This window comes from Belliella alkalica (genome assembly GCF_022549785.1).
Taxonomy (GTDB): domain Bacteria; phylum Bacteroidota; class Bacteroidia; order Cytophagales; family Cyclobacteriaceae; genus Belliella; species Belliella alkalica.
The window spans coordinates 204340-230279 of sequence record NZ_JAKZGO010000001.1; the positions used below are offsets into that span (position 1 = coordinate 204340).

Here is a 25940-nt window from a genome sequence, read left to right on the forward strand (position 1 = left end):
TCGTTTAAAATTTGATGGAAAGGTTCATTCCCATTGTTCTGGTGGAAGGGAATTGGGTCATTTCAACTCCAGGAAGAAAAGATCCGGAATTCAGCATTGCTACCTCTGGATCAAAGGCAGGAAATTTTGTAAAGAGCAATAAGTCTCTTCCATAAAGTGCCACTGAGGCTTGTTGGATACCGAATCTGTATATAAATGAAAGAGGTACTACATATTCTATCCGCGCTTCTCTGAGTTTGATAAATGAGGCGTCAAAAGTATTTGTCTCAACATTGGAATGCTTGTAGTATTCATCATAATATCTCTGGGCTGTGGTTTGAACTGTATTTGGTGAAAAAGTACCATCCCCATTATCTACCACTCCAACACCGACTATGCCTTCTTCCCTTCCAGGAAGTGTTACTTTGGTTTTTCCAAGTGTGTTCAATTTATGGCTTGTCATTGAAAAAACCGTTCCTCCCAATTGTCCATCAAACAAAACCGAAGCCCTAAATTTTCCAAAGGAAAACTGGTTCAGAATCCCTGCCCTCCAATCAGGAAAAGCATTCCCCCATTTTTTTCTTTCAGGATCAAGTTGTGCAGGAAGACCGACGCTGTTGTAGATGATATCTCCCTCTGGTGATCTTTGGAATCCCAAACCATAAAGGTCACCCATTCTACCTCCTACCCTAGCTTCCAAACTTACCACTGAATGTTCTCCTATTATTTGGTTTGTCAAACCCTCAGCAAGTTCAATGACATAACTTCTATTGTATGACCAATTGAGGGATGTATTCCATGTGAAATTAGGTCTTGTAACTGGCTTTGTATTGATTACAAACTCCAAACCTTTGCTTCTAATCAAGCCTGCATTGGTCAAGATCCGCTGGTAGCCTGAGGTAATGTCCAATGGAATAGCTAGAATCTGATTTCTACTGTCACTTTGGTATGCAGTAATATCTATTCCTAACTTATTTTGCCACAATCTCAAATCAATTCCTGCTTCATAAGCAGTTGTGATTTCCGGTTTGAGATCGGCATTGAACAATGTAGCATTGTTGGTAAAGCTAGTTGCGTAGATTTGATCATAATACCTTGCTGTCTGGTAGGGTTGGGTATCATTGCCAACCTGCGCAAAAGACATCCTTACTTTGGCAAAAGAAAACATGCTTGGCAAATTGAAAGCTTCATCAAGGATGATACTTGTGCTTACAGAAGGATAAAAGAAAGCATTGTTTTGAGAGGGTAAAGTACTTGACCAATCGTTTCTTCCAGTCACATCAAGATAAATCATTCCCCTGTAATCCAATTGACTTGAAGCATAAAGCGAATTGATAGAACGTCTTAAAAGTCTTGGATCTGCTACAGGTTGGTCAAGACTATTGCTGATCATATATAGGCCAGGCATAGCCAATTGGTCTGCATAAACCCCATTGAAATTATTGTAGTTGAACATGGTATTTCCTCCGGCATTAAAGGAAAAGTTGAAATTAGGACCAAAGGAATCATTGTAGCTCAACAGAAAATCCGAGTTGATTTCATAGTTAAATACAGCCTGTTGCCTAAACATGCCCCTTGGGTATTTGGTCATACTATATGGCCTTCTTTGGGTTCTGTTTTCATGTGACAAGTCCAAACCTGTTCTTAACATGAGGCTCAATTTATCAGAAAAATCATAGGTTGCGGATACAGAACCAATAACACCATGCTTATCGATTGTATTCAACATTTCATATACCTGAAGATAAATGTTGTCAGGCCCAGGGTTGAATGGATTTTTTTGTTCAATCTGCTCCAAACCAGGCTTCCAATAATCCCTGAACCAGTTGATATCCGTACTTGGTGTGGTGCCTATGATCATAAAGTACATGGCGGTTTGGTTATTATATCCAGCCATAGGCAGGTTATCACTTTTCTTGTTCACATAATTTACCCTTGAGTTTATCTTTAGTTTTTCACTGATTTTGTGGTCAAGTGCCGTAGACACCGAAAGTCTTTCAAAACCAGTATTGGGTATGATCCACGAGTTGTTCAAATGGGTAATCGACACCCTTGCAGAACTTCTGTCCGTTGCGCCTTCAAGGGAGATGTTATTGGTAATGGTGTAACCAGGGTTGAAGAAGCCCTTGATGTAGTCGGGATAAGCCCTCCAAGGTGTTCTTTCGGAAGGGATTCCTTCTGGGTGGTCAGGATTGTATTGATAGTACATCTGTCCATTGAATCTTGGCCCCCAAGCCCTGCCCGCTGCGATATTTGTACTTGTATTAGGACCATCTTCCGAATCCAGATAGGAATAGTAATCTGATGTCCTTCCTTCCCCATATTCATATTGGTAATCAGGCCATCTCAAACCCGTTCGCTCTGTACTGATGTTTGAATTGAAACTTACTCCAATCCCTTTTTGGCTTTGTTTTCCTCCTTTTGTTGTAATTATAAGCGCTCCATTTGCTGCTCTAGATCCATACAAAGCAGCTGCGGCAGGTCCTTTTAGTACTGTCACACTTTCAATATCTTCCTGATTGAGATCTGAGACTGCCGATCCAAAATCCACAGGGCTGTCCGAACCAAGGTGGCCGCCAAAGCCTGTCCCTGAAATTTGACCATTTATTGGTACACCATCTACCACTATCAAAGCTTCATTGTTGTTGAGATTGAGCGATGTTTCACCCCTCAAGGTGATTCGCTGTGAACCCATTGGACCCGCACCAGCCCCAACAACTTGTAACCCTGCCACCTTTCCTGCCAAAGCATTGGACCAGTTGTTACTCCTGGCATCTGTGAGTTGCTTTGTGTTCAATGCCTGTGTGGCATAGCCCAAAGAAGCTTCCTCACGTTTTATCCCCAATGCCGTGACTATGACTTCCTGCATTGCCTGTTCAGTTGGGGAAAGAATGATCCTCAGGTCAGTCTGGTTAGTGACTTTCAGCTCTCTTGGCTCATAACCAATAAAGGAAACAACCAAAACATCATTTACTTCCAGCTCCAAACTAAACTGGCCATCAATATCTGTTGCTGTACCTTGACTTTTGCCTTTCACCAAGATATTTACCCCGGGAAGTGTTTCTCCTGTCATTTTATCCAAAACTACTCCATTGATTGAAATAGGCTCTTTGGAATTTGATGTGGAATTATTGACAATCACGGCAATCGTATCATCTATAAATTTAAACTCAAGTTTCGCTTGGTGTTCCATTGTTTTGAGCAACTCATCTATACTTGGATTTTTCGTTGCCAATCTCACTTTGGCACTTTTCAGGGCATTGTTGGAATATGAGAATGTATAGTCTGTTTGTTTTTCTATTTCAGAAAAAACTTCGGTAACCAATTTTTCACCAGTATTGATTTTAATGGCTTTTTTGAGTGAAAGTTGGTTGTTGGCCGAAGTTGGAATTGCAATACCCAATATCCCAATTATCAGGCTAAGACCAATCATTTGTTTGAACCAGTGGGATAGATAGAGGTTCAGTAATTTTTTTTTCATAGTTTTGTGTGTTGTGTTGAAGGATTTTATTTTGATGCAGCATCTTTAGTGGGGCTGTTGGAGCAGTCCCACTTGCTATTCGCAGGTTACTTTTTCAATAATTAATTTTTCATTTTCCCATTGATATTTAAGATTTATAGAATAATTGATGATTTTTAAAACTTCATCTATAGACTGACCCTGATACTTACCAGTAATCCTACAGGTATTGAATTTTTCTTTGGTTCTTACTTCTATCCCATACCAGTCTTCTAGTTTTTCCGCCATTTCAGAGATGGTTATATTGTTAAAAATCAAGGTATTGTCTATCCAAGCAAAGACTTCTTCCTTATTCGATATCAAAGAGGTTACCATCTGACGATTTTGTGTCGTAACTCTTTGTCCCTTAGTCAAAGTAGTCTGTTTTGTGCCTTCCCTTTGTTTGACATTTACTTTTCCTGTCTTTACATCCACCCTTTCTTCTTCGCCCTTACGTGCCGAGATATTGAATGAAGTACCCAATACGGTGGTGTTTAATTTTTCTGTATGCACAATAAATGGCTTGTCTTTATTGCTTACAACCTCAAAAAATGCTTGCCCAACAAGCTTTACATCCCTATTGTTTAGGTAGTTTTCAGAATAACTGATGGTTGAGTTCCCGGAAATATACACTTTTGAACTATCAGGTAAAAAAATGGATTTCCTCTCACCCGCCCCACTTTCCAAAGTAATCCAATTGTCATGTCCTCTATTATCTGAATCCGTCAAATCGAAAAAGTAAATCGAAAAAATACTGATGGTAGAAAGAAATATGAGGGCGAATACTGCGGCTGTCAAACTATACCATGAAAATTGCTTTTTTTCCTGAAACTGGATGGCTCTGCGAATTTCCATCAAAGAATCTTCCTTTAACTTTTTCAATTCCTCAGAGTCAATTTGATCTTGATCCGCATACAAACTATGATACCAATCTTTCAGTTCTTGGTATTGCTGATCCTGAAGCTTCCTGCCTCTTAAGAATCTAAAAAGTGATTCTTTGATTTTTGAATCATTTTGTTTTTTTCCTTTCATCACCTACAAGTGATAGGAATTCGAAGAAACTACCCTAAAACAAGATTAAGGTTAGGTTAAAAAAAAAGGTTGATTGTTCCCTCTATGTTAATCCATTCATTGGAGGCTTTATCATTGCAAAAGGTAAAACGACAAAAGTCAAATATGATTAATTTGCAGATATTTTACATTAAGTCGATTGAAAGAAAATATCAAACAGAAATTAAAAGGACTTTCTGAATATAACCTAAGGCTTATAAAAACAAAATAAAACCTGAACTAAATCTGAGTGATTCTTTTAAAAGCTTCATTGATTTATGGACTGAATTGTGTACAGACTGTATATTTATACCCAACTCTTTAGAAACCTCTGATGCAGACATGCCCTGAAGTTTATTCATCCTGAAGATTTTCCCAGCCATTTCGGGGAAATCTTCCAAAGCATCCTCCAACTGTTCATACAAAGCCTCAAAAGGTAGGATATCATCTGAAGGAAGCATCACTATCCCTTCATGTCCATTTAGGGATTCTTCCAAATTGATTTGATCCATCACTTTAAATACATTGTATTTTACAGCTGTCAACAGGTAGACTTTAAGACTTTGCTTCACCTGAATTTTACCTTTTCTATTCCAAAGGTCAATAAAAAGTTCTTGTACAACATCCTTTGCCAGATCTTTAGACTTAAGCCTTTGGAATGCAGCGTCAAAAAGTAGTTCCCAGTATTGATCATAGAGCTCTTCGAAGGCCTTTTTACTACCTTTGTTGACTTTTTCGATGAGTGCAGTGTCTGATAAGATCATTGAGAATAAAGTATTACTTTATTCAAATTTATGCAAAGTCAAACGTTTTTTTACCCAAAGCGTTTTTATGAAATTATTAAAATAGAGTTAAGTAAAAATTTTTGAAGCAAATCATATTTGTTTTATCGTGATTTTTTAAAATAGCTATCTCCAATTTTAATCCAAGAAATAAAAACCCCGATTATATATCAGAATGGATTTTTCCCCAAAGTGGTTTCTAATTGTGAATAATTGCAAACTTATTTTTCCTAATTGCTTCCCTATCAAATTTTCCAAACATGACAAAGATAGAACTGATCACCAAGCAGGATCTTGAAGAATTGAGGCATCAATTATTGAAAGATCTCCAAGAACTGTTCAAGCCCATGAAAAATGAGCAAAAAGATTGGGTTAAAAGTGACGAGGTCCGAAGGATCCTCAAAATTTCTCCAGGATCATTACAGAACCTAAGGATTAGAGGGCTTCTGAATCCCAAGAAAATCTTTGAGTTCTATTATTTATAAAGCAAAAGAGAAAGCCTTTATCAATTTAATTTAAACTAATCCTTCGCCTTCAATACAAAATCCAATCCTTCTAGGTAGTCCCCATCCACAAGGGCTTTTATTTCAAATTCCAATAAATCTGGCGTTGCCCTTACGTTCATATACTCCAGCTGCTTTGGGTCTATCATTAGGGTATATTTACCGGGTAAGAGTCCAAAAGCATAATAGCCTCCATCTGAGAATGTCCGAATCATATCCAAAGGTTCTTCATCTCCTATGCGCTTCAAGCTTATCCGTAAGCCTCCTACTCCTTCGAATCCAACAGCTGTCTCCCTAAGGACAGTCCCCTCCAAAACCCCGGTACGGTAGAGCGGGATATCGATTGATTTGACCCGATTGGGATCTGCCATAAATCCAAATACCTTTTCTTTAGGTGCCAAGGTAGGATCTGGCAGGGCATTGATGTCTAACTCCAATCTATAGTCCCAATAGCTCTGTAGCTGGGTGATTCTTAGAATTCCGTCAGATCCCAAAAGCATATTGGCCGACTTGTCCAGGCGAATTCCTTTCGCGGGGATGATCGCTTCGCCTTCATCAAATACTCCATTTTCGTTTTGATCCACAAACAACCGGACCGAAATCCCGGATCGAGAAACCTGTTCTCGATTTGATGGAAGCAATTTGCCGGACTGATTGTCCAAAGCCAAAGAACCACTCAAACTTTGTCTGATAGCGTAATCTCCCTTTCTTCCGGTGTATTGTGAAGCGGAGCGGATAAAGTTAAAATCGTACAAAAACCCAACCTGGATTGCGCCACTTTTATTCGTGATATTCCGATCATAAGACGTTGTGAATCTCCCACTTTTGAAAAGTGTTTGAGAAACCTCCACATTGACTGTAGACAATTGAGATGTTTGGGTATTGTATGCCGCTTGGGCACGCAAAAACATCCCTTTGATAAAAACAGGTAAACCCGGACTTCTAGGTAGGGAGTAAGTCACAGAACTGATCAGCATCCCTGGGGTAAACTCAGGGGATAAATTAGCGGCAATCCTTGAACCCACAAGCTGCGCACGGTAATTGAATCGGGTGGCAACTCTGCCTATTTGATAATTGTAATCTGCTTGAAGACTACCTCTGTAGCCGTTTGGCAACCAGATGTTTTCTCCTCCAATGCGGATCCCAGAAAACTTCCCAAATAGCTGGAAGGGAACAAAAACATTCAAATTGGCATCTCTAAGGGGCTTGGAACCTCCATTTACCTCCTGTTGGTCAAAGAAATATTCTGTTGTCCTCGCGGTGATATTGATATTGTTTGCATAGAAAACACTCGCATTGACCCTATAGAATCGTGAGGGTAAGTAATCTATGTCCACTAAATACTGCTGAAAAAGACGCGTGGAAACACCAAAAGAAGTCGAGGTCCTACCTGCTCCGAAATAATCCCCATAGCTCATGCCTGCTCGAACCGTAACCGCATTACTGACGCCCAAGGAGATATCCGCATGTCCCAACAGGTGAGAAGCTAAGCTATCGGGCGCATTCATCAGATTACCTCCTTGAATATTGTAAGCTACAAATCCTTTTGGTAGGAAGGAAAAAGGAATCTGTAGCTGCTTCTCCTCGGTGAGTATTTCACCTTGCGGAGTGTATATTTTCAAGGTAAGACGGACAGTCCCATAGGTAACCGGTGCATTGAAGCGGTAATAGCCCACCTCATCTGCACGCATGAAATCCACCAACTGACCGCCAATCAGCAACTCTACCTCGGAATCCTTTTCGGTATAACCATCGATCACAAAGACGTCCAGCTCCCGCCGCGGAATCAATGGGTTATTGCTGAGGGCAAAACCCGTCAATTGGGCACTGGAAGTCTGGCTTGAGGTACTGATTTGACCCAATGTGATACTACTTAGCAAAGCATTTTTTTCGGGGGCTAAACCTGATGGTAAAACATACCTCCACCTCAATCCGTATAGGTTTACGGTCTGGCCTAAGTTGTTCTTGCTCCCGTTCATATTGAACTGAAAGTCTCCTCCCAAGACTTCCGCTCCTGCTCTCATTTGAAGTCCTACATTGGATCTTCCGGGAGAGTTATCTACGTTGAGGCTGTAATCTAAGACCCCCAACCCCAAAATTTTCCGCTCAAGTGGGTAGCGCATTGCCGACTGCTCCTGCCCTCCAACATTGGATTGGATTTTTTTTCTAAGTGCTTCGCGCTTGTTTTTTTCTTCAATAGGCAGCGCATACTGAGATTTCAATGTCATAGAAAGATTGAAGGGATTAACCGAAAATTCCAAGCCGAAAATCTTGCTAAAATAACCAGGAGGAAGGTACAGGTCTTGCTCGCCCAAGTAGAAATCATCTGCTTGGAGGGTTTCGGGTTTACCCTGAAGACTGATCAATCCAGCCACGGGATCTATCATCCATGTTTCCTTGGGGCTCGGGTAAAATCCCTGCAATCCAAATTTATTGGTTGATGGTGTGGATGGAATACCCGTCAAGCTAAGGAGTTCTCCAAGGGGTAGGTACGCGACCTCCCCAAAAAACACCACACTGATATAGTACTGTCCGATCGAAGGATGTGAAAATGTCAAAAGAGCCTCTTCATCCGGTTGACGCTGACCATAGCTCCTATGGGGTAGGGCAAAAAATACGAGAAAGAGCACTAGTACATAAACGTACTGCAAAGCACGGTCTTTTGATATTGGCACTAGTTCCTCTCTGTTTAAGAATCTTACCGGTTCTTTGATTGAATAAAAAGGTCAAAAACTGACCGTCAGCTTTTTAACGATTGGTTCTGCAAAAACCAAATCGGAAACGGAAATATCAGAACGCTTGGTCTGGAAAGTGAGTGCTACCTCATAGGTACCTGATGCCAAGTCTTCCGGAATAGGTATGCTAAAGGTTCTTATTCCTTCGTAATATAAAGCCAGAGTTTGTTCTTGCCTACCAACTTCTTTTCCATCTGTAGAACGTACCTGTGCCTCAATACTTCCCAAATAGGGAGAATTTCCCAAAACAGTAAATTCCGAATGCACTACAATGGCGTCCTCTTTTTTTGCGGCTTCAAACTTACTGAAGTCCAAACCTGTACTGGTCTCACCAGTCTTATAAAAAGCTGAAATCACCTGCTCCAACTTGAAGCTGACTTGTGCACTGATGCCTTCTGTGGCTTGGTCTTCTACGGCAGAGGTCTGTTCACCGGAAAGGACTTTGACACGGGTAAAATAAGTCCCAGAAGGCTTGCTTCGATCAGGACGGATCTGAAATCGCACCGTCTGCTGCTGTCCGGGATCAAGTACAAAAGACCTTGGAAAGGTACGTATCCGATCTCCCAAACCCGATTGCGCTGCCCGGATAGAATCATCATATACCATCACCACATTTCCCTCGGGGTCATTGCCGGGATAGCCAAATAGAAAACTGATATTGACCTCTTGTGCCTTGTCCGATCCATTGGAGACATACATCGTACCGATCCCATTGGCATCAGCAAATACGGTCGTGGGTGCTAAGGATACCTGGGCTACGGCAGACCAAATAATCAATACAAAAAGGGAAGAAAGTAGTATAATTTTCATGGGATATAAATATCAAAACACCGATAGAAGACAGTATTTCCATCGGTGTCTTTTTTGACTAGATTTTAGTTATAAGTAGCGTTTAGCGTTATAGTGCCTGTATAGGAACCTGCAGTAGCGCTTGTCGCATCTACCCGACCGCCTATGAAAACCCTAACTGAATTTGTTCCCGGTATCGCCTCAAAAGTAGGGAAACTATTTCCAGGAAAGCTGAATGTGTTGTCAACAACAAATGAAAAAGCATCACTCCGCGTTATGACCCTAATCCCGTATTCTTCAAAGGTCATAAAATCACCTTCTTCCCAAGTAAAAGCAATAGGCAAAACTGCAGCACCGGGTCCAGTCAAGTTATTGGGTAGAGTAAATGACAACCTTACATCCGAACCTGCTGACGCAGCGACAGTAAATTCACCCCTATTGGTAGTACCTAGAGCAGGCCCATTGGATACAGATACATCACCAAAGCTATTTATTGATTTGGTTTGTCCAGTCACCACTGTACCAAAGCTAAGGTTGTTTACATTGGCAACTGCAATTTCACTGATTACCGTTGCATTGGCAGAGATTGACGCGGACTGTGCGATGGCGAATGAACCGAAGCCTATTGTGAGTATGGCGGCGATAAAGGTTTTGATTGTTGTTTTCATAGTTTGAAATAAATTTTAATTGATTATTGGAGTTACTTTCTGTTCCCCTTATTATTTTCATGTGAGTCACGAATAGGAAAAAAGGGATGTACAAAAGTCAATAAGTCAGTTTGAAATAAATTGAAATAGCAGCCAAGATTTGTCCAACTATTGGATAGTTGGACAAAAAGACAAATGCAATCTGTGATTGTCTAATGGGTACCAGTTCGTGAAAAAGCTAAGATTTCTGATAGCTATTCAGAATCAATGAAATACCGGAGTCAAGGAAAAGAGGGATAAGAATGCTGGATATTCCAGATAAAAACAGACTAAATTTTATTTACTGAAATACTGAGATGGTTTTTGACCGGTCACTTTTTCAAAAGCACTGTAAAATGTATTTTTATTTTTAAATCCCGATGCTAATGCAATCGAAACAATAGTCTGAGTATTTATCAAACTTGGGTAATGTTCAATGAAAAAATTCACACGGTGTTCGTTGACCCATTCCCTAAAATTCTTGCCAACATATTCATTTAAAATATAGGAACAGTGATGCTGAGGTAAACTCATTTGATAGGCTAAATCTCCCAAGGAAAAATCAGGGTTGAGAAATGGCTGTTCAGTTTCCATTATCGAGATCATTTGCGCTTTTAGCCTATCTATTTCTTCTTCATGGATAGTTGGAGTTTGTTTTCGGGAATTTGTTAAGATTTCTGTTTGTTGATTTTCAAGAAGCTCTTTTTCCTGTTTCAGATCAACTGTTTCTATGACCGCTAATTTCCCTGGGACAGCATATTCTTTTGAGACGAAAACAAAACCATACAATACTTTAGGGTTGTAAAAAAGATACCCAAGGAAACCTAACAAAATAGTAGATTGAATAAAAACCCTAAAATTACTCAAAAACAGATTGCTCGCTGTAGACCCTATGAAGATGTTTATGAAAGAATTTACCAATAAATTCAAATTTGACAGTGTCGTTATTACCACAAAGAATAAAATCCAATTCGTTAAAACCGGATTATTTCGCCTATTTTTTATAATCCCAGATCGGAGGACTATGCGCCATACTAAAATGAAATAAGTCAACAATAATCCGTTTCGAATGAATGAAGTCGTATGATATGGAAAAATCACAAAAGTATTCTTGATAAAAAAAGCTCGATGGGTGATCATATCGGAAATAAAATCAGCTCGTGTGGCAGCATCCAATAAATACCAAGGTATGGAATCAATGAAAGCAAATAAAAACGGCATAAAATGAATCAAATCCTTTTTCTGTAATCTGCTTTCATCTCTGATAAAACCTCTCACATAAAGATACAAAAAAGCACCAAATACAAATAGAAAAGGCCCTAAAGAGTTAAATAACACAGAAACAATGAGGGTCTGCTCAGTATTGACAGCAATAAAATATATCATCTGAAGCCCACGCATCAGCATCATGGAAGCCAACAATTTATTCAAATAGGTATTACCAATGTTCGTAAAAAGCATATGAATAGAAAAACCCAATAATAAAAATGAACCGGAAGCAAAAATGTATAAGTTGTAGTCCATAAGTGGGGAAAGGCTGCCTTGGGTATTCCAGGCTGAAGAATTTTTGAACCTTCAGCCATTTTATTTTTACTTGAAATCGAATTGGATTTGAGATTATACAATTAACACCTCAAAAGACAGTGCTTTTTGTGTAAACTGTCCTGTATTGCCAATTATTTTTAACAGGGATGCAATATTAGAAAAATTAGAATTCCCTCTTTTGATTTTAAAAAAGGTAAAAATAGACAATGCATTTAAATGTAAATAAAATCACTTTTTGAACAGAATGGAAGGTTTTAAACTACTCCGCCATCTGAGTTGATGAATTTCGCAAGAGGTAAACCTTTGCCATCGATCCCAATAGGACATCGGAATCTAAAAATACTCTAAAAGCAAAGACTCAAGTTGATTTTCTCCGTAATAGCCTAACCATGCTTTGAGAGTAGTTCTTCGTGGCTTGAAATTTCTGATCAACAGGCCCTTTTGATTAAAATTCAACAAAGCTGGAAACTCTTTCAAGGATTGAGCACTCTGTAAATTGTTTGTATTGTCATTTAAAAAATAGATGAATGTCGGCTTGCCAGGTACATCCTGATTTTTTATTTCGAGCAAAAATTGGCTGTTTTCATATGTCTGAATCATAATCCATCTCAAAGGTAATAAAGAACCGTCCTCTGCTATCATAGCATAGTTTTTCCCATACAAATCCGACCATAATTCATTGCCTGCGCCAGATTCCGCACCTGTCATTGATCTTAACTCCACACCTGCGGGTAATTCGATGTTGATGCGAAGAGTTTGATTTTGAGCCATTCCAAATCCTGAAATGAAAAAGGCTAAGATCATAAAAGGAAAAATATGCTCAATTCGTCCCACCGGCTACATTTACATTTATAGAAATTTGACTATGATAATTTCCAGCGGAGACTGACCTGATCGGACCCAAAGTTCCAAAGACAAAAAGGTATACCAGCGATTTGGGTTTTTCGAAATTCATCCCATATTCCGAATTAGAGGCCATAAAAGCATCCACATACTTACTGTTTACCGGAATCGTGATACTTGTAACCCCTACAGGCAGATCAATACTTTCTTTTTTTGCAACGATTTCATTTGGTGCATTTTGATTGTTATAGGCTAAATAAAGGGACATCGGAATAGACTGTCCTTTGGAAAAATCTCCCTCTTTAGCCATGTAAGGGGTATAATCCATATTTATTTCAAGATGAAATTCACTTGGAGCTTCTATTTCGAAAACCGCAACGTTTTCGTCTTCTTTTCGAACATAAATGGCACCCGAATTCGAAGTAATCTTATTCGAACGTTGATTAAAATTCAAACTACTATAGCCAACACCAATAGGTCGAATTGTAACATCATCGCTTCCTGACCAGGTGGAAATAGTTGTCCGCTGTCCAAAGGAAGTTCCCGGAAATCCAAAAAGGATGAATGAAAATGAGAAAATAAGAATAGCTTTTCCTGCAGTCATATATATTCAAATTCCAGTACAAATTGAGAAAGATAATTTCCCTGTGTGGCTTGGGAAATATCAAATTCAGCACCCAACCAAATGAAAACCTCTCCTGTCGGTCCGATAGATACATTCGCAGTGCCTTGTGGCAACAAGAAGCTAGCGGCCTGAACATCTTCTACAGCAGTCGTCATTGAATAAACAGCTTGCACTACACCTATACCATCATTTTGCTCTACCAATGATTCTCTTATGGTATAGTTGATTCGAATTGACTTATTTGGGCTTCCTAGGATTTTGAACTGTCCTGCAAAAGTACTGGTAAGGGGGTTGACAATTATCAAATCCCCCTGCAAAGCAGGGTTGATCAGATCTAGATCACGTACAGTAATGAGCTGAAGATTATCAACGACCACCGCTGAAACTTCAATTGAATATGAGCGATTTTGAGCACTTATTGATCCAAATACCCAAAATAGGATAATGGCAAGTACTATTTTTATTCTTGTCAACCTGAATTATTAAGAAGTTTATAAGTCCACCTAATTACGATAATAGTTAATGCTATTTAGGATTCTAATTATATATGTTTTTAGATGTGTGCAGATTTAAAATAACTTTATATGGCAATGTGAAACTTGAAAAAAAACAAAAAAAAACAAGAAAAAAAGTTGAAAATTTTGTCCAATTATCCTATGGATGGACTAAATAGAAATTTAATAACTTAAAATTCAATTATAAACATCAAAAATAAAAACGTAAAGTCAAACGCCCTCCTCCATTTAGTAACATATAAACCAGCAATTTATATGTTACTAAATAATCTATACCAACCACTTTATTCCACTGTTACTGATTTGGCTAAGTTTCGTGGTTGATCCACGTTACATCCTCGCATCACAGCGATGTGATATGACAGCTGCTGTAGTGGAATCACTGAAAGCAAGGGCACAAAAGCCTCTGCAGTCTCGGGGATTTCCAAAACATGGTCCGCCATTCCTCTTACCACAATATCACCTTCGGTGACAACTGCGATGATCTTTCCTTTTCTCGCTTTTACTTCCTGAATATTAGAAACCACCTTTTCATAGGAGGTATCCTTAGTAGCAATAAATACTACAGGCATTTCTTCATCAATCAAAGCGATAGGACCATGCTTCATTTCTGCAGCGGGATAACCTTCCGCATGGATGTAAGAAATCTCTTTCAACTTCAACGCTCCTTCAAGTGCAACAGGGAAATTATATCCTCTTCCCAAGTAAAGGAAGTTTCTAGAATCTTTATAGATCGCAGCAATTTTTTCAATGTTGTTGTTCATTGTCAATGCTTTTTCAACTTTAGAAGGAATTCCTTCCAGCTCATTGAGAAGCTGTATGTATTTACTTTCTGTCAATGTTCCTCTTTGATAGCCAAGCATTAGCGCCATCATGGTCAAGACCGAAATTTGTGCTGTAAATGCCTTAGTAGAAGCAACTCCAATCTCAGGCCCCGCATGTGTATAGCATCCTGCGTGCGTAGCTCTAGCAATGGAAGAACCTACCACATTACAAACACCAAAAATAGTTGCACCTTTAGATTTTGCCAGTTCGATGGCCGCCAAAGTATCAGCAGTTTCGCCTGATTGGGAAATAGCAATTACAAAATCCTTATCACTGATTACTGGATTTCTATATCTGAATTCCGATGCATATTCTACTTCAACAGGAATCCTCGCAAACTCCTCAAAAAGATACTCTGCAACCAAACCAGCATGCCAAGAGGTACCACATGCGGTAATGATAATTCTATCCGCATTTTGGAACTTGTTCATATAGTCTCTAAGACCTCCAAGCACTAACCTGCCATTTTTTGCATCCAATCTACCACGCATACAATCAGCAATAGACCTTGGCTGCTCATTGATCTCCTTCAACATGAAATGCTCATAACCACCTTTTTCGATTGCTTCAAGTTCCATTTCAAGCTTATTGATATATGGGTTGGTTTCCACATTTTCAATAGTTTTGATTTGAAGGTTGTTATTACGAATTACTGCGATTTCGTAGTCATCTAAGTAAATAACCTGATTTGTATATTCAATTATCGGTGTTGCATCTGAAGCTAAGAAGTATTCTCCTTTTCCAACACCTATCACTAATGGAGAGCCCTTTCTAGCAGCGATTAGCGTATCAGGTTCATCTAAGTTTATTATTACTATTGCATAAGCACCTACAACCTGATTTAGTGCAAGCCTGACAGCTTCCTCTAGACTACAATTGTTGTTTTTATGAAAATCTTCAATGAACTTCATAAAAACCTCAGAGTCTGTTTCACTTTGAAATTGGTAGCCTTTATTCATTAAATCTTTTTTGAGTACATTGTAATTCTCAATTATACCATTGTGAATCATTGCTAATCGCTCGTTTGAAGAATAATGCGGATGTGCATTTACATCATTAGGCTCTCCATGTGTTGCCCAACGTGTATGTCCTATTCCAATTTTCGAAGTTAAAGGCCTCTGATTTGAAAGATGATTTTCTAATTCAGAAACCTTGCCCTTCTTTTTGTAAATATTGAGGCCTTCAATATCAATCAAAGCTACACCGGCGCTGTCGTATCCGCGGTACTCCAACCTTTTAAGACCTTTGATAATAATTGACAGCGCTTCTTGCCGTCCAACATAAGCTACTATTCCGCACATAAATAAAAATGTTAAAATCTATCATTTTTACAAAGAAATCGCTTAGAACACTCTTAAAAAAGTAATACATCCTAATTGATATGAGTTTGCAAAAAATTGTATATGAAGGAATCAACCTTCACATATGAATTCATAAAAATCTATTTTTCAATGCATGAATTCAAGGAAAAATAAAGAATAATAGTTGATGTTAAATAAAATTTTATGATACTCAAGTTTCAAATGATTAGCATAATTTGTCATTTTATTTACTTAGTAATACAAAAAAAGTGAAATATTAACACGGATTAAATGAATATTACAGCGTAAATTTTAAAATCAAATTCAGGAGAACTAATGTTATTCATATTTGTTTTATTGCTTTTTAAAAGACTATGATGCAGTTCCTTTGCTTTATTCTTTTGTTCATTTACCTTTTTATATTTTGGTCTTTATTTACTCTTAAATTAATATAAAAAAAAACAATGGAAATATTCAAATCGAACTTTAAAAGTCTTGAGTTAGCAAACCACGTTACCATAGAAAACCTTGATTTGGAGAACCTACAAATCAATACTAGCGATTTATCAAATACTTATTTCGGCAGTTTATATTCCTATAAAATTGGTGAGTTCAATTCTTCCGAAAATAAGGTGCTAGTTTCATGGCTTAGCTATGTAGTTTATGCTGGACTTCTAAAGTTTAAATTTAAAAGAAGTAGATTTAAATTGAATTTAGGTTTAAATCTCAGGGACTATTACCAAAACATAAAAGATTATCTTTCAGTAAAAAAACAAAAAAAAATAAGATATTTTAATGGAGAAAAAGAGGTTTCTAAAATATACGAAATAGTAAATATTGAAATATTTCCAAACATATATGCTTCAGCCTATGCACTATCTAAAATCTCAGATAAACAAGAGTTTATCGTTTTGAAATTTGGTTTAGAAGATTTTGAAGGTATTTATTTCAATCCTGCCTTGAAAAGGGAAAACCAGGCTTATAGTCTTGGTGAAGGACTTGCTAAACATTTAACTGAACCTAGTTATGAAGGCCCTACAAAAGTCAAAGATGCCTTCGCCAGTAAATCAAACCTTAGCAAAGATGCAAAAATTAGAAGGCAAATTGGAGAATATTTTAAAACCCACATTTATAAGAAGATAAATAGACTCGTTGGATCACGAATTGACGTACATATTATCATAATACCAGAAGTAGGATTATCGTCATATGTAGGAGACATCATAGCAAGTAGTATTAAGGGAGGAAGTACTATTGAAATAATTTATCACTCAAACGCTTTAGCGAGTGAAGGTCTATATCTAATTGATGAATTCGAATTATATGATGCTTTCAACGAAAAAGTAGGAGTAGCTATTACCAATGACAAAACAACATTTACAAGCAGAAAAAATAATCAGATAACAGATGAATTATTATGTATATCGTCTTTTACACCAATAGCCAATTAAAATAATTTAACTTCTATATTTATTCACTTTGTTTAATTAGCCTTCGACAGCTGAAAAATAGCAAAATTATTAGTTACAAAATCAAAAACTGGGTATTATTGCGGTTTATAATATTAATTGTAATTAAAAGAGTCAAATGGGATCAATAAAGTAACTTTTGTCCCCTCTCCTTCTACAGAGTCAATTTCAATTTCTGCATTGATTAGTGAAACAAATTCTTTTACTATACTTAATCCTAAGCCAGTGCCCTTGATTCCTGTTGTATTCTTTGCTCTGTAAAAGGAATTAAACAGACCTGATTTATCCGATTCTGGTATGCCAATTCCAAAATCCAGAATTTCTACGCAAATATTTTGATCATCTTGGAGTACACTGATTATAGGACTCTCTTTTCCTACAGAGTACTTTAAGGAATTTGAAATAACATTTTCTAAAATATGATGAAGCAAGTGTTCATCTGAATACAATGCGGATAAATCAGATTTAATGTTTAAAATAGGTTTTCTTTCGTCTCCTGGTAAATTAATATTTTCAATTAATTCTATCAGAAGCTTTTCTATCTCTACTTCGGTAATATTCGTTTGTATTTTTCCTTGTATTGTTTTTTCAAGCATCAATATTCCATCAAGTGTCTTTTCTAGTCTATCTACTTGATTCAAAATCCCATAAGCATGTTTATCTAAAACATTAGTATTTGGAGTTCCAATTTTTGCAATATTCATTTGAATAAGCTCAACACTCGTTGTAATAGTAGCTAAAGGAGTTCTAAACTCATGGGAAGCCATAGAAATAAAACGTGATTTTAGTTTATTCAACTCCTGTTCTCTACTTAAATTCTCTTCTATTAATTTGATTCCATTTTTAACTTCTGTAATATCTTGAATTGTACCAAACAATTTAATATCTGACTTAGAAACAAATTCCAGACTACCAATAAATCTAATCCATATATCATTTCCTTTATAAGATGTTAAATTTAGTTCTAAATCAAAAGTCTTGTTATTCTCTGTAGCATCCTCAAATACAGCCATCAATTTTTGTATTGACTCCTCTGAGTTAAAAAAACTTGTCCATGTTAATTGACTCATAATTTCTGGATCAGCATCTTCAATTTCGAGAATTTCCAATACTTGACTTGAAATGATTGGCATCTCTTTATGTAAAAAACTTGAGTAACTCATTTCCCAAGTACCAATTTTTGCAATTTCATTGCTTTTTTCTAAAATAATCTGGTAAAAATCATTAAGCCTTTGTAGCCTCTTAAATTCCGAAGCATCTAATATAAACAAAACGTAAAATGGATTTCCATTTATAAAAGTACGAGAACAGCTTATGCTAATTTCTTTTGCCTTACCATCAACTGTAGTTATTTCAAATTCATTTAAATAAGAGTTTTCGAGATCCAAAGGCTTTAATTGACTATCTTTAGATATGAATTCTTTAAAGAAATTTTTACCAACTAATTTTTCTGAAACTTCCCCCAATAATTGAGTTGAAACTCTATTCCACTTAATAATTTCACTTTTATGGTTTAATAAAACCAAAGCTGTCCCAGCGTTTTCATAAATGGAAGTAATTGCTTGGGAGTTTCTTTTATTTCGAAAAAATTGATATACAATAACTGACAAAAGTATAATAAGAAAAAATGAAGTGCCTATTAACACATTTATAACTTTTGAATTTGCCTCAACAATTTTTTCATTGATTTCACTCGACTTGATCTTTTCGCTATAAATTTTTTCAAGATCCCTACTCTGAATTAGATCAAGTGCAATTTTTGTTTTATCCTTTAAATTAACTTGATTCAGTTCAGTTATTATTCTAGCATATTGATTTGTGTAGTTTTTCACCTTTGTAATATCACCAACTTCAAAGTAATAGTCTATTAATTCTTTATAAACTTCAGTTACAAAAAAGGGGAAACCAAACTCCTCTATTATCTGAGTTGCATTTTCAAGCATCTGAATCATTCGAGTTTTATCTCCATTCTTACTGTAGATCATAGCCAAATGATAAAACGCACTCATGGTTGCATATTTTTGTGCATCAGTACCTAAATTTGTAAATATCTTTTGTGATTCCTCAAAAAGAACCTGGGCGGCATCAAATCGTTTTGCTTTGAATTCAATTTCACCTAAATAGCTTAAGCAAGAAGATAATAATTGAGGACTATTTGATTCTTCACTTAATTTCAAAGCGTTTTGAAAAAGTATTTTTGCGGAGTCAAATCGTAATAAGACATAATGGGCTCTAGCCAAGTTGTGAGAAGTAATGGCTTTCCTATTAATATTTCTGGTATTTGAAAAATAATCGTAGGCTTTTTTATGAAATTCAAAAGAAAGAGAATCTTCTTCTAACCTTCCAAAAGTATGTCCTAACGAAATATTACAATTTGCAATCCCTTCTTCATCCTTTAATTCTTCAAATATATTGACTGCCATGTTGATGTATTCTATTGATTCTGCATAAGAATCTTGAGAAGAGTAAACTGAAGACATATTTCGAAAAGCAAATGCCTGCCCTTTTTTATAATCTATAAATAGGGAAAGTTCGAGTGCTTCATTTGCATATTGAAGTGCTTTTACGTTATCAACAAAAGAATAATCTCTACTAAGGTCATTGAGACTATCAATTTTATTTAAAGTGCTCTTTTTTTCAATAGGAGCTTGTGAAAAGCAAATAGAATAAAATAAAAAAATCAATATGCTGAGCAGAGTTGTTTTTCTATTAATCATTAATAAACATATTAATTTCACTTATCTGTAATTTAGATCACCCTTGATTAGTTTATCAAAGTAAATAGTCTCAATATTACTAAATTTAAAAATGATAAAATCAATTTAATTATAGTATATCAAAAATATTGAACCTTTAAAATACAATTAAAACCATTCATTTAAATAGAAACTTACAATAGCAAAATAAAGTAAATTAAAGTGCAAAAAATATGATTATAATGAATCTTTTTAAACATACCATTTATAAATTTCTATAGATATAAATATTTTTCTTTAAAATTTACTATATTTAAATGTTATAAGCAAATTAAAAATTGGAAAAGAGAATTTTATTAGTTGAAGACGAAGAAGTTTTAAGAGCAAATCTTAAAGAAATTTTGGAACTGAATGATTTTGAAGTAGTAGAATTTTCAAATGGTGAAGATGCCTTAAGTTTTTTACTGAAGAATAGTGTAGATTTAATTATCTCAGATCTCATGATGCCAAGAATGGATGGTCACGACTTTCTGAGGAAAATTAAGGCTGATCCTTATTTAGAAAAAACACCATTCATTTTGTTGTCGGCTAAGATTGAAGTCCAAGATAAAGACTTAAGCATGGAACTTGGCGCAGACTTGTATTTAACTAAACCAATAAAAACTTATGATTTGATTAAATCAATTCAGTCAATTCTTTGATTCTTTTCAATTTTCCACATGATTTCCTAAAAGAGATCTCAATATTTTATAAAAACCTCTTCTAATTGGTATTTGTACATCTTTAATTTGCAATAATTTACCATTAAAAGAATCAATACAATTCATATTGACCAAATATGATTTATGTACACGCAAAAATATTGAGGCTGGAAGTCTTGCCTCTAAATCTTTAAGAATATCCCTAATCATAAAAGTTTTCTTTGTTGTAATTATTTTAGTGTATAAACCATCCGCTTGAGCATAAAGGATATCCGAAACCGGAATCAAAGAAATAAAACCTTTATCACGTATCTGAATTGTAACTTCGTCATTTTTAATATCGACTTCATTACTCTTTCTTTTTTTATAATTAGATAGTGATAATAAGAGAGTCGTTTTCAAACTTTCTTTCGTAAATGGTTTTAGTAAATAACCGTCTGGTGAGACATCTATAACTCTTTTTATAATTTCATTTTCAGAATAAGCGGTGATAAATACAATTGGAATATCTATTTTTTTCTTTATTTCCATTGCTAGTGAGATTCCATCCATATCACCGTTAATCATAATATCTAAGATTAAAAGATCAACTTTGTTCAATTTTATAAACTCAAGAGCACCCAATGAATTATCGAATACAGCTGAGACATAAAATCCAAGAGAACCTAGGATCTCCTTAATATTTTGTGCCAAATCGTTTTCATCCTCAACTAAAACAACGTTATTTACAATCATTCTTTTTTGAAATTTATTAATTGCATGAATTAAATAAATAAAAGGATGTTTAAAAAAATAATGATATCTAGTGATAAAAATCGTAAATGAAAAACTACATCCAAAAGATTGGATAGGTATTGAACCACTATTTGAATTGTTTTTTTTGAATTAGTGGTACATGATTTACAATTAAATGGTTTAAACTTTTGAAATAAAATATATTTTCTAAACTTGTATTTTAATAAAAAGCAGATGAAAATTTTAGTAGTAGACGACGACTTGATAATTAGAACGGTTCTAAAACATTTCTTTTTAAAAAAAAATGAAGAAGTAGTCGTTACTTATGATGGAGAAGATGCATTAAATCAATTTCAAGATGATGACAAGTCCTATGATATTGTCGTAACAGATATTATGATGCCAAGATTAAATGGAATAGATTTAGCATACAAAATTAAAGTTGTTAGACCTGACCTTCCAATTATAGCCATTACAGCAGGAAATTTAGATCAATTAGTCGGGCACGAGTCTTTGTTTGAATCAAGTTTCAATAAACCACTTGAGTTGGCAAAACTATACGAAACAATCTTAGATATACTGGATAGATAATAATCATTTAAATGTAATTGTGATTATAAATTTCAAATCATCACTTATGTGAGCTGAAAAACTAGCATCATTTCTATTAGCATAAATCATACTTAAATAGAGTCCAAGACCTAATCCTTGTTGTTCGTTGTACTTTCTATCTATCTGACTAAATGGTGAAATATCCAAATTACAGGGATGATGGATAATTTTTTGTTGGTTTGCTATAATTAAAGTCTTTTCTTTCAAAGAGAGAAAAATCTGCTCTTTAGAATTGAATTTACTTGCGTTTGTTAGAATTTCATTGAATATGAAGCCTAAAGTGTTAATATCAAATTGACAAGAGAAATCATGGTTGGAAATAAAAACGTATTCATTTTTATGATTTTCAAGTGATTCTTCCAAAATAGCTTTGATTGAAATAACATCAGATTTCTTAGGTTCATAGGTTTTTAGATCATTGAATCTAGCCAGATTTAATAAACTTTCATTAAGTCTTTTAGAGGCATCATATGCAGTAACTAGAATCTCTTTTAGCTGGCCATAGTCAAATGTATCTATAGAAGTTGTAACCAATTCTAAAATTGACATTAATCCAAAAAGAGGGGTCCTAAGCTCATGATATTTCACATTTCTTTCATCATTTAGTACTTTTTCAATACTATCACTAAGCCAAAGCTCTCTACTCTTTTTCTTATCTATTGCTATATTGATTGCATTTATAAGGTCTTTAGCGTGTACAGGCTTTGTCAAGTAATCTTCTGCACCAAATTCCATACCTTTTCTAAAATCATCTTTCTCAACCATTGCTGTTAAGAATAAAAAAGGCAAGTTGATTAACTTCTTATCATTTCTAACTCTAGCCAACAATTCCAATCCATTCAATTCTGGCATCATTATATCCGAAATAACTATATCAAAAATTTCTTTATCTAAAAGCTCCAAGGCAGTCACTCCATTATCAGCTGTTAAAACTTCAAAATCATGAATTTCTAAAATATCTTTTATGTTTTGCTGAAGTTCTACTTCATCTTCTACTAATAATATTTTAATGTTCATAAGGTAATGTTATTATGAATTTTGCTCCTTCATTTTCTACACTTTCAAAGTGTATATCTCCGCCTAGTTTTTCAATAAATTCCTTGACAATATTTAAACCTAAACCTGTACCCTTAATTGTATTGACATTTTTCGCCCTAAAAAAAGATCCAAAAATATATTTTTGATCATCAATTGGAATTCCCAAACCGTAATCTTTAACTATAATCTGATATGTTTTCTCACTTAAATTTAAAGAAATTTCAGGATTCCTACTTGCATTAAAAGAATATTTAATTGCATTATCTATTAGGTTGTTAATTACATGCGATAATATCGATGGGTCTAAATTAATAATCCTATCTTCATTGGGTAAATTCAGTTTAATTTTTTTGATACTATCAGGAAAATAATGATCCACTGTATTTCTCAAAAAATGATTAATTGAAACTTGTTCTTTACTAATTACAATTTTGTCTTGGGCATTTTTCTCTAATACAAGCAAATCAGCGATTACTCTTGTTAGCCTTTGAATTTGATTATTTATTCTTTCTAAGTGCACTTTTGTCTTACTCTCCAAATGATCTTCCTTCAAATCACTAAGTAAAATCTCCAAAATTTCAGTACTGCTCATAATTGTAGCAAGTGGTGTTCTAAATTCATGAGAAGTCATGGATATAAATCTTGATTTCAATTGATTTAGTTCTTGCTCCCTAGAAAGTGATTCCTTTAATTCTGTGAGTACTGCTTCTCTTTCAGTCACATCTCTTGATGTTGCCATGTAAGAATAGACCATACCATTATCATCAGTCAGTGGCGTAATTATAGTTTCTAATGCAACTACTTTGCCTGTAATTTTGTGCTGATGATTAATAACTGTAGAAAAATTATTAACTATTTTAAGATTTGGTGTATTAATGCTAGATAAGCCAAATACCTCTTCTGGAGCTTTACCAACACATTCTTCAGGAGTATAACCAAGCACCTTATGAATAGAAGGAGAAATGTACTCAAACTTCAAATCCAACGCATGCAAAGCAATAATATCTCCAGTATTTTCTGACAAAAGCCTATACATTTCATCTGATTCAATACGTAACCTTTCTGCTTCCTGCTTTTGCTTATGTATTCTAATAGATTTAATTAAATTTGCATATCCAGAAATTAAAGGTTGTAATATTTCTACATCGGATTCTGTATAATCTGAGTCTTTATTTGCAAAACCCATCAATCCTAAGAACTCATCTCCCTTATAAACAGGGACTCCCATGAATTTTTTGATCGTTGGATGACCTTCCGGAGTTCCCGTAGCTCTCAAATCATTTTCAACATCATTTGAAATTAGTAACTCTCCAGAACATATTGATCTACCAAATAGTGTATTAAGATTTCTAAACTCTAAACCAGATTGATAGTTGTCTCTAAAAAATTTCTCACTTTCATCAGACCATGCAATATTGGTAATTGAGTGGGTCTTTAAATAAGGATAATTATTTTCATCAAATAAAATCTCACCAATAAACCCAAATTTACTCCCAGTAATTTCTAATATTTTAGTCAAAAGGGTATAGAGCGGAGTTTGAAAATCTTTTTCTAAATAAAAACTTAATTGAGTATCATTGACAGCTTGAAGTAAATCATTAAGTTTTCTTAAAGAGTCTTCACTACTTTTTAGCTTAAGTTCTTTTGTTTTTAGCTCAGTTATATCTGTATACCTTCCGTGAATTTTTATTATTTTACTTTTATTATCTCTCACTGCCCAAGCTTTGTCTTGAATCCAAAGCACTTTACCTTGGTCGTTTACAATTCTGTAAACAGCATCAAAAACACCACATTTAAAAAGTTTATCTACTTCATTTTTAACAAAGTCTCTATCTTCGTGATGAATGATTTCATACCAATAGTTTTCTGTTTGAATATACTTTTCCCTATCGATACAAAGAACTTCAATGTTTTTAGAAACGAAAAGCACTTTTTTTAAATCGCCTGAAAAAGTGTATAGAGTATCCTTCACAGAGTTGATAACTGCGTTAGTTTGCTCAACACTTTCTTCAAGCTTTGCCAGTACTTCCTTTTCTCGATTTATGTCAATAATAGAACCTGTAAATGCCACTATTTCATTTGAAAAATCAAATTGAGGAGAAACTTGTACTTTAACCCATTTTGAGCCTCCTTCACTCATTAATAATTCAGATTCAAATGTTAATTTTTCAATAGTACCAATAGTCAATTGATTCATTAAACCACAGATCGTTTCTCTATATTCTTCTGCAAATGCTGATTTAAAAGCATTTCCTAAGGTTGAGCTAACTGTTCTAGATGTAATATTTTTCCATTGTTTATTTATAAAGATCCATTTACTTTCCTTATCAAGTTTGAAAATGACTTCACTAACATTATTTATTAAAAAAGAATAACTTTCCTTTGCTTTAAGCAGTCGCTTTTTCTGTTTTTTTGATAATATGGTATATCCTAGTGTGGAGGTAAAAGCGTGAAGTGCAGCAGCTTGTTCATCAGAGTAAATATTCTTTGTAGAACAGTTGTCAAAACCAATAAAACCCCAAAACTTATTCTCAACCATTATTGGAATAAATAAAAACGAGAGAATACCCTGTTCAGACATGGTATCATAAAAATCTTTCCCATTGGTTTCTTCATTAAGTACTTCATTGATAACTTGATTTTTGCTTAATTTTTCAGCAACAATCGGAAAAACTGACCAAGGTACATTTTGTAATTCCTCAAAATCTATTTGTGGAACTACACCCTCAGCAACCCATTCAAATTTTTGAGAGAAATGAAGTTCATCATTTTCACCTTTATAATTTTGAAAAATGTATACCCTATCTACTTGAGTTGCGTTCCCAAGTAGAGATAAGATAGAAGGGATAGCCTCTTTTATTTTATCCTTACTTTGCAGGATAAAATAAGACTTTCCTATTGCCTTTAAAATCGCTTCGCTGTTTACCATAAGTTACATGCAAATTAAGACTTTAATTAGGAGTTTATAAACCACTTTATTTACTTAATTATGTTCTTAACATAATTTAAATG

19 protein-coding genes are annotated in these 25940 nt (G+C 35.1%); 4 read left to right on the top strand and 15 right to left on the bottom strand.

Annotation, left to right across the window (positions count from 1 at the left end):
• Positions 1-4: 4 nt before the first annotated feature.
• From MM213_RS00865 to MM213_RS00875, 3 genes are all read right to left on the bottom strand, one after another.
• Entirely contained in the window at positions 5-3460 is a 3456-nt protein-coding gene (locus tag MM213_RS00865) for a SusC/RagA family TonB-linked outer membrane protein (RefSeq protein ID WP_241409409.1), read from the bottom strand.
• A 75-nt stretch (positions 3461-3535) separates the two neighbouring features.
• The gene (locus MM213_RS00870) at positions 3536-4510 is read right to left on the bottom strand and encodes a FecR family protein (RefSeq protein ID WP_241409410.1); all 975 of its coding nucleotides are present in this window, start codon (positions 4508-4510) and stop codon (positions 3536-3538) included.
• A 233-nt stretch (positions 4511-4743) separates the two neighbouring features.
• Positions 4744-5292 (bottom strand): RNA polymerase sigma factor, encoded by a 549-nt coding sequence (locus tag MM213_RS00875; protein WP_241409411.1) that lies wholly within the window; start codon positions 5290-5292, stop codon positions 4744-4746.
• Between the two features lie 278 nt (positions 5293-5570).
• Here MM213_RS00875 and MM213_RS00880 point away from each other — a divergent pair, with 278 nt between their 5' ends.
• Positions 5571-5795 carry a DNA-binding protein gene (locus MM213_RS00880; RefSeq protein ID WP_241409412.1) on the top strand — a complete coding sequence of 75 codons (225 nt, stop codon included), beginning with the start codon at positions 5571-5573 and terminating at the stop codon, positions 5793-5795.
• Between the two features lie 35 nt (positions 5796-5830).
• On the opposite strand, the gene MM213_RS00885 is transcribed toward MM213_RS00880, so the two are convergent.
• The 8 genes from MM213_RS00885 to glmS form a co-directional block, all read right to left on the bottom strand.
• Complete coding sequence (locus MM213_RS00885) at positions 5831-8488, bottom strand: fimbria/pilus outer membrane usher protein (protein WP_241409413.1); 2658 nt, start codon at positions 8486-8488, stop codon at positions 5831-5833.
• Positions 8489-8539: 51 nt separating this feature from the next.
• Positions 8540-9358: a fimbrial biogenesis chaperone gene (locus tag MM213_RS00890; RefSeq protein WP_241409414.1), complete on the bottom strand. Its 819-nt coding sequence runs from the start codon at positions 9356-9358 to the stop codon at positions 8540-8542.
• 65 nt (positions 9359-9423) lie between these two features.
• On the bottom strand, positions 9424-10005 hold the full coding sequence (locus tag MM213_RS00895) for a hypothetical protein (RefSeq protein WP_241409415.1): 582 nt from the start codon (positions 10003-10005) through the stop codon (positions 9424-9426).
• Between the two features lie 315 nt (positions 10006-10320).
• Positions 10321-11547 (bottom strand): helix-turn-helix domain-containing protein, encoded by a 1227-nt coding sequence (locus tag MM213_RS00900; RefSeq protein WP_241409416.1) that lies wholly within the window; start codon positions 11545-11547, stop codon positions 10321-10323.
• Positions 11548-11901: 354 nt separating this feature from the next.
• Positions 11902-12372, bottom strand: coding sequence for a hypothetical protein (locus MM213_RS00905; protein WP_241409417.1), 471 nt, complete (start codon positions 12370-12372; stop codon positions 11902-11904).
• Positions 12373-12388: 16 nt separating this feature from the next.
• Positions 12389-13015 carry a hypothetical protein gene (locus tag MM213_RS00910; protein WP_241409418.1) on the bottom strand — a complete coding sequence of 209 codons (627 nt, stop codon included), beginning with the start codon at positions 13013-13015 and terminating at the stop codon, positions 12389-12391.
• Positions 13012-13509, bottom strand: coding sequence for a hypothetical protein (locus tag MM213_RS00915; RefSeq protein WP_241409419.1), 498 nt, complete (start codon positions 13507-13509; stop codon positions 13012-13014). Before MM213_RS00915 ends, MM213_RS00910 begins: the two co-directional genes overlap by 4 nt.
• A gap of 326 nt (positions 13510-13835) precedes the next feature.
• Positions 13836-15677 (bottom strand): glutamine--fructose-6-phosphate transaminase (isomerizing), encoded by a 1842-nt coding sequence (gene glmS, locus MM213_RS00920; RefSeq protein ID WP_241409420.1) that lies wholly within the window; start codon positions 15675-15677, stop codon positions 13836-13838.
• A gap of 464 nt (positions 15678-16141) precedes the next feature.
• On the opposite strand from glmS, the gene MM213_RS00925 reads away from it, so the two are divergent.
• Positions 16142-17128 (top strand): hypothetical protein, encoded by a 987-nt coding sequence (locus MM213_RS00925; RefSeq protein WP_241409421.1) that lies wholly within the window; start codon positions 16142-16144, stop codon positions 17126-17128.
• A gap of 113 nt (positions 17129-17241) precedes the next feature.
• Here MM213_RS00925 and MM213_RS00930 read toward each other — a convergent pair whose 3' ends face one another.
• On the bottom strand, positions 17242-19863 hold the full coding sequence (locus MM213_RS00930) for an ATP-binding protein (protein WP_241409422.1): 2622 nt from the start codon (positions 19861-19863) through the stop codon (positions 17242-17244).
• Positions 19864-20180: 317 nt separating this feature from the next.
• Here MM213_RS00930 and MM213_RS00935 point away from each other — a divergent pair, with 317 nt between their 5' ends.
• On the top strand, positions 20181-20543 hold the full coding sequence (locus MM213_RS00935; RefSeq protein WP_241409423.1) for a response regulator: 363 nt from the start codon (positions 20181-20183) through the stop codon (positions 20541-20543).
• A 6-nt stretch (positions 20544-20549) separates the two neighbouring features.
• Here the strand turns inward: MM213_RS00935 and MM213_RS00940 are convergent, their stop codons facing one another.
• Entirely contained in the window at positions 20550-21278 is a 729-nt protein-coding gene (locus tag MM213_RS00940) for a LytR/AlgR family response regulator transcription factor (protein WP_241409424.1), read from the bottom strand.
• 234 nt (positions 21279-21512) lie between these two features.
• Here MM213_RS00940 and MM213_RS00945 point away from each other — a divergent pair, with 234 nt between their 5' ends.
• Positions 21513-21869, top strand: a complete 357-nt coding sequence (locus MM213_RS00945) for a response regulator (RefSeq protein WP_241409425.1) — start codon at positions 21513-21515, stop codon at positions 21867-21869.
• Between the two features lie 3 nt (positions 21870-21872).
• Here the strand turns inward: MM213_RS00945 and MM213_RS00950 are convergent, their stop codons facing one another.
• Entirely contained in the window at positions 21873-22907 is a 1035-nt protein-coding gene (locus MM213_RS00950) for an ATP-binding response regulator (RefSeq protein WP_241409426.1), read from the bottom strand.
• Positions 22897-25857: a PAS domain S-box protein gene (locus MM213_RS00955; RefSeq protein ID WP_241409427.1), complete on the bottom strand. Its 2961-nt coding sequence runs from the start codon at positions 25855-25857 to the stop codon at positions 22897-22899. The genes MM213_RS00950 and MM213_RS00955 overlap by 11 nt, the downstream gene beginning before the upstream one ends.
• Positions 25858-25940: the final 83 nt, after the last annotated feature.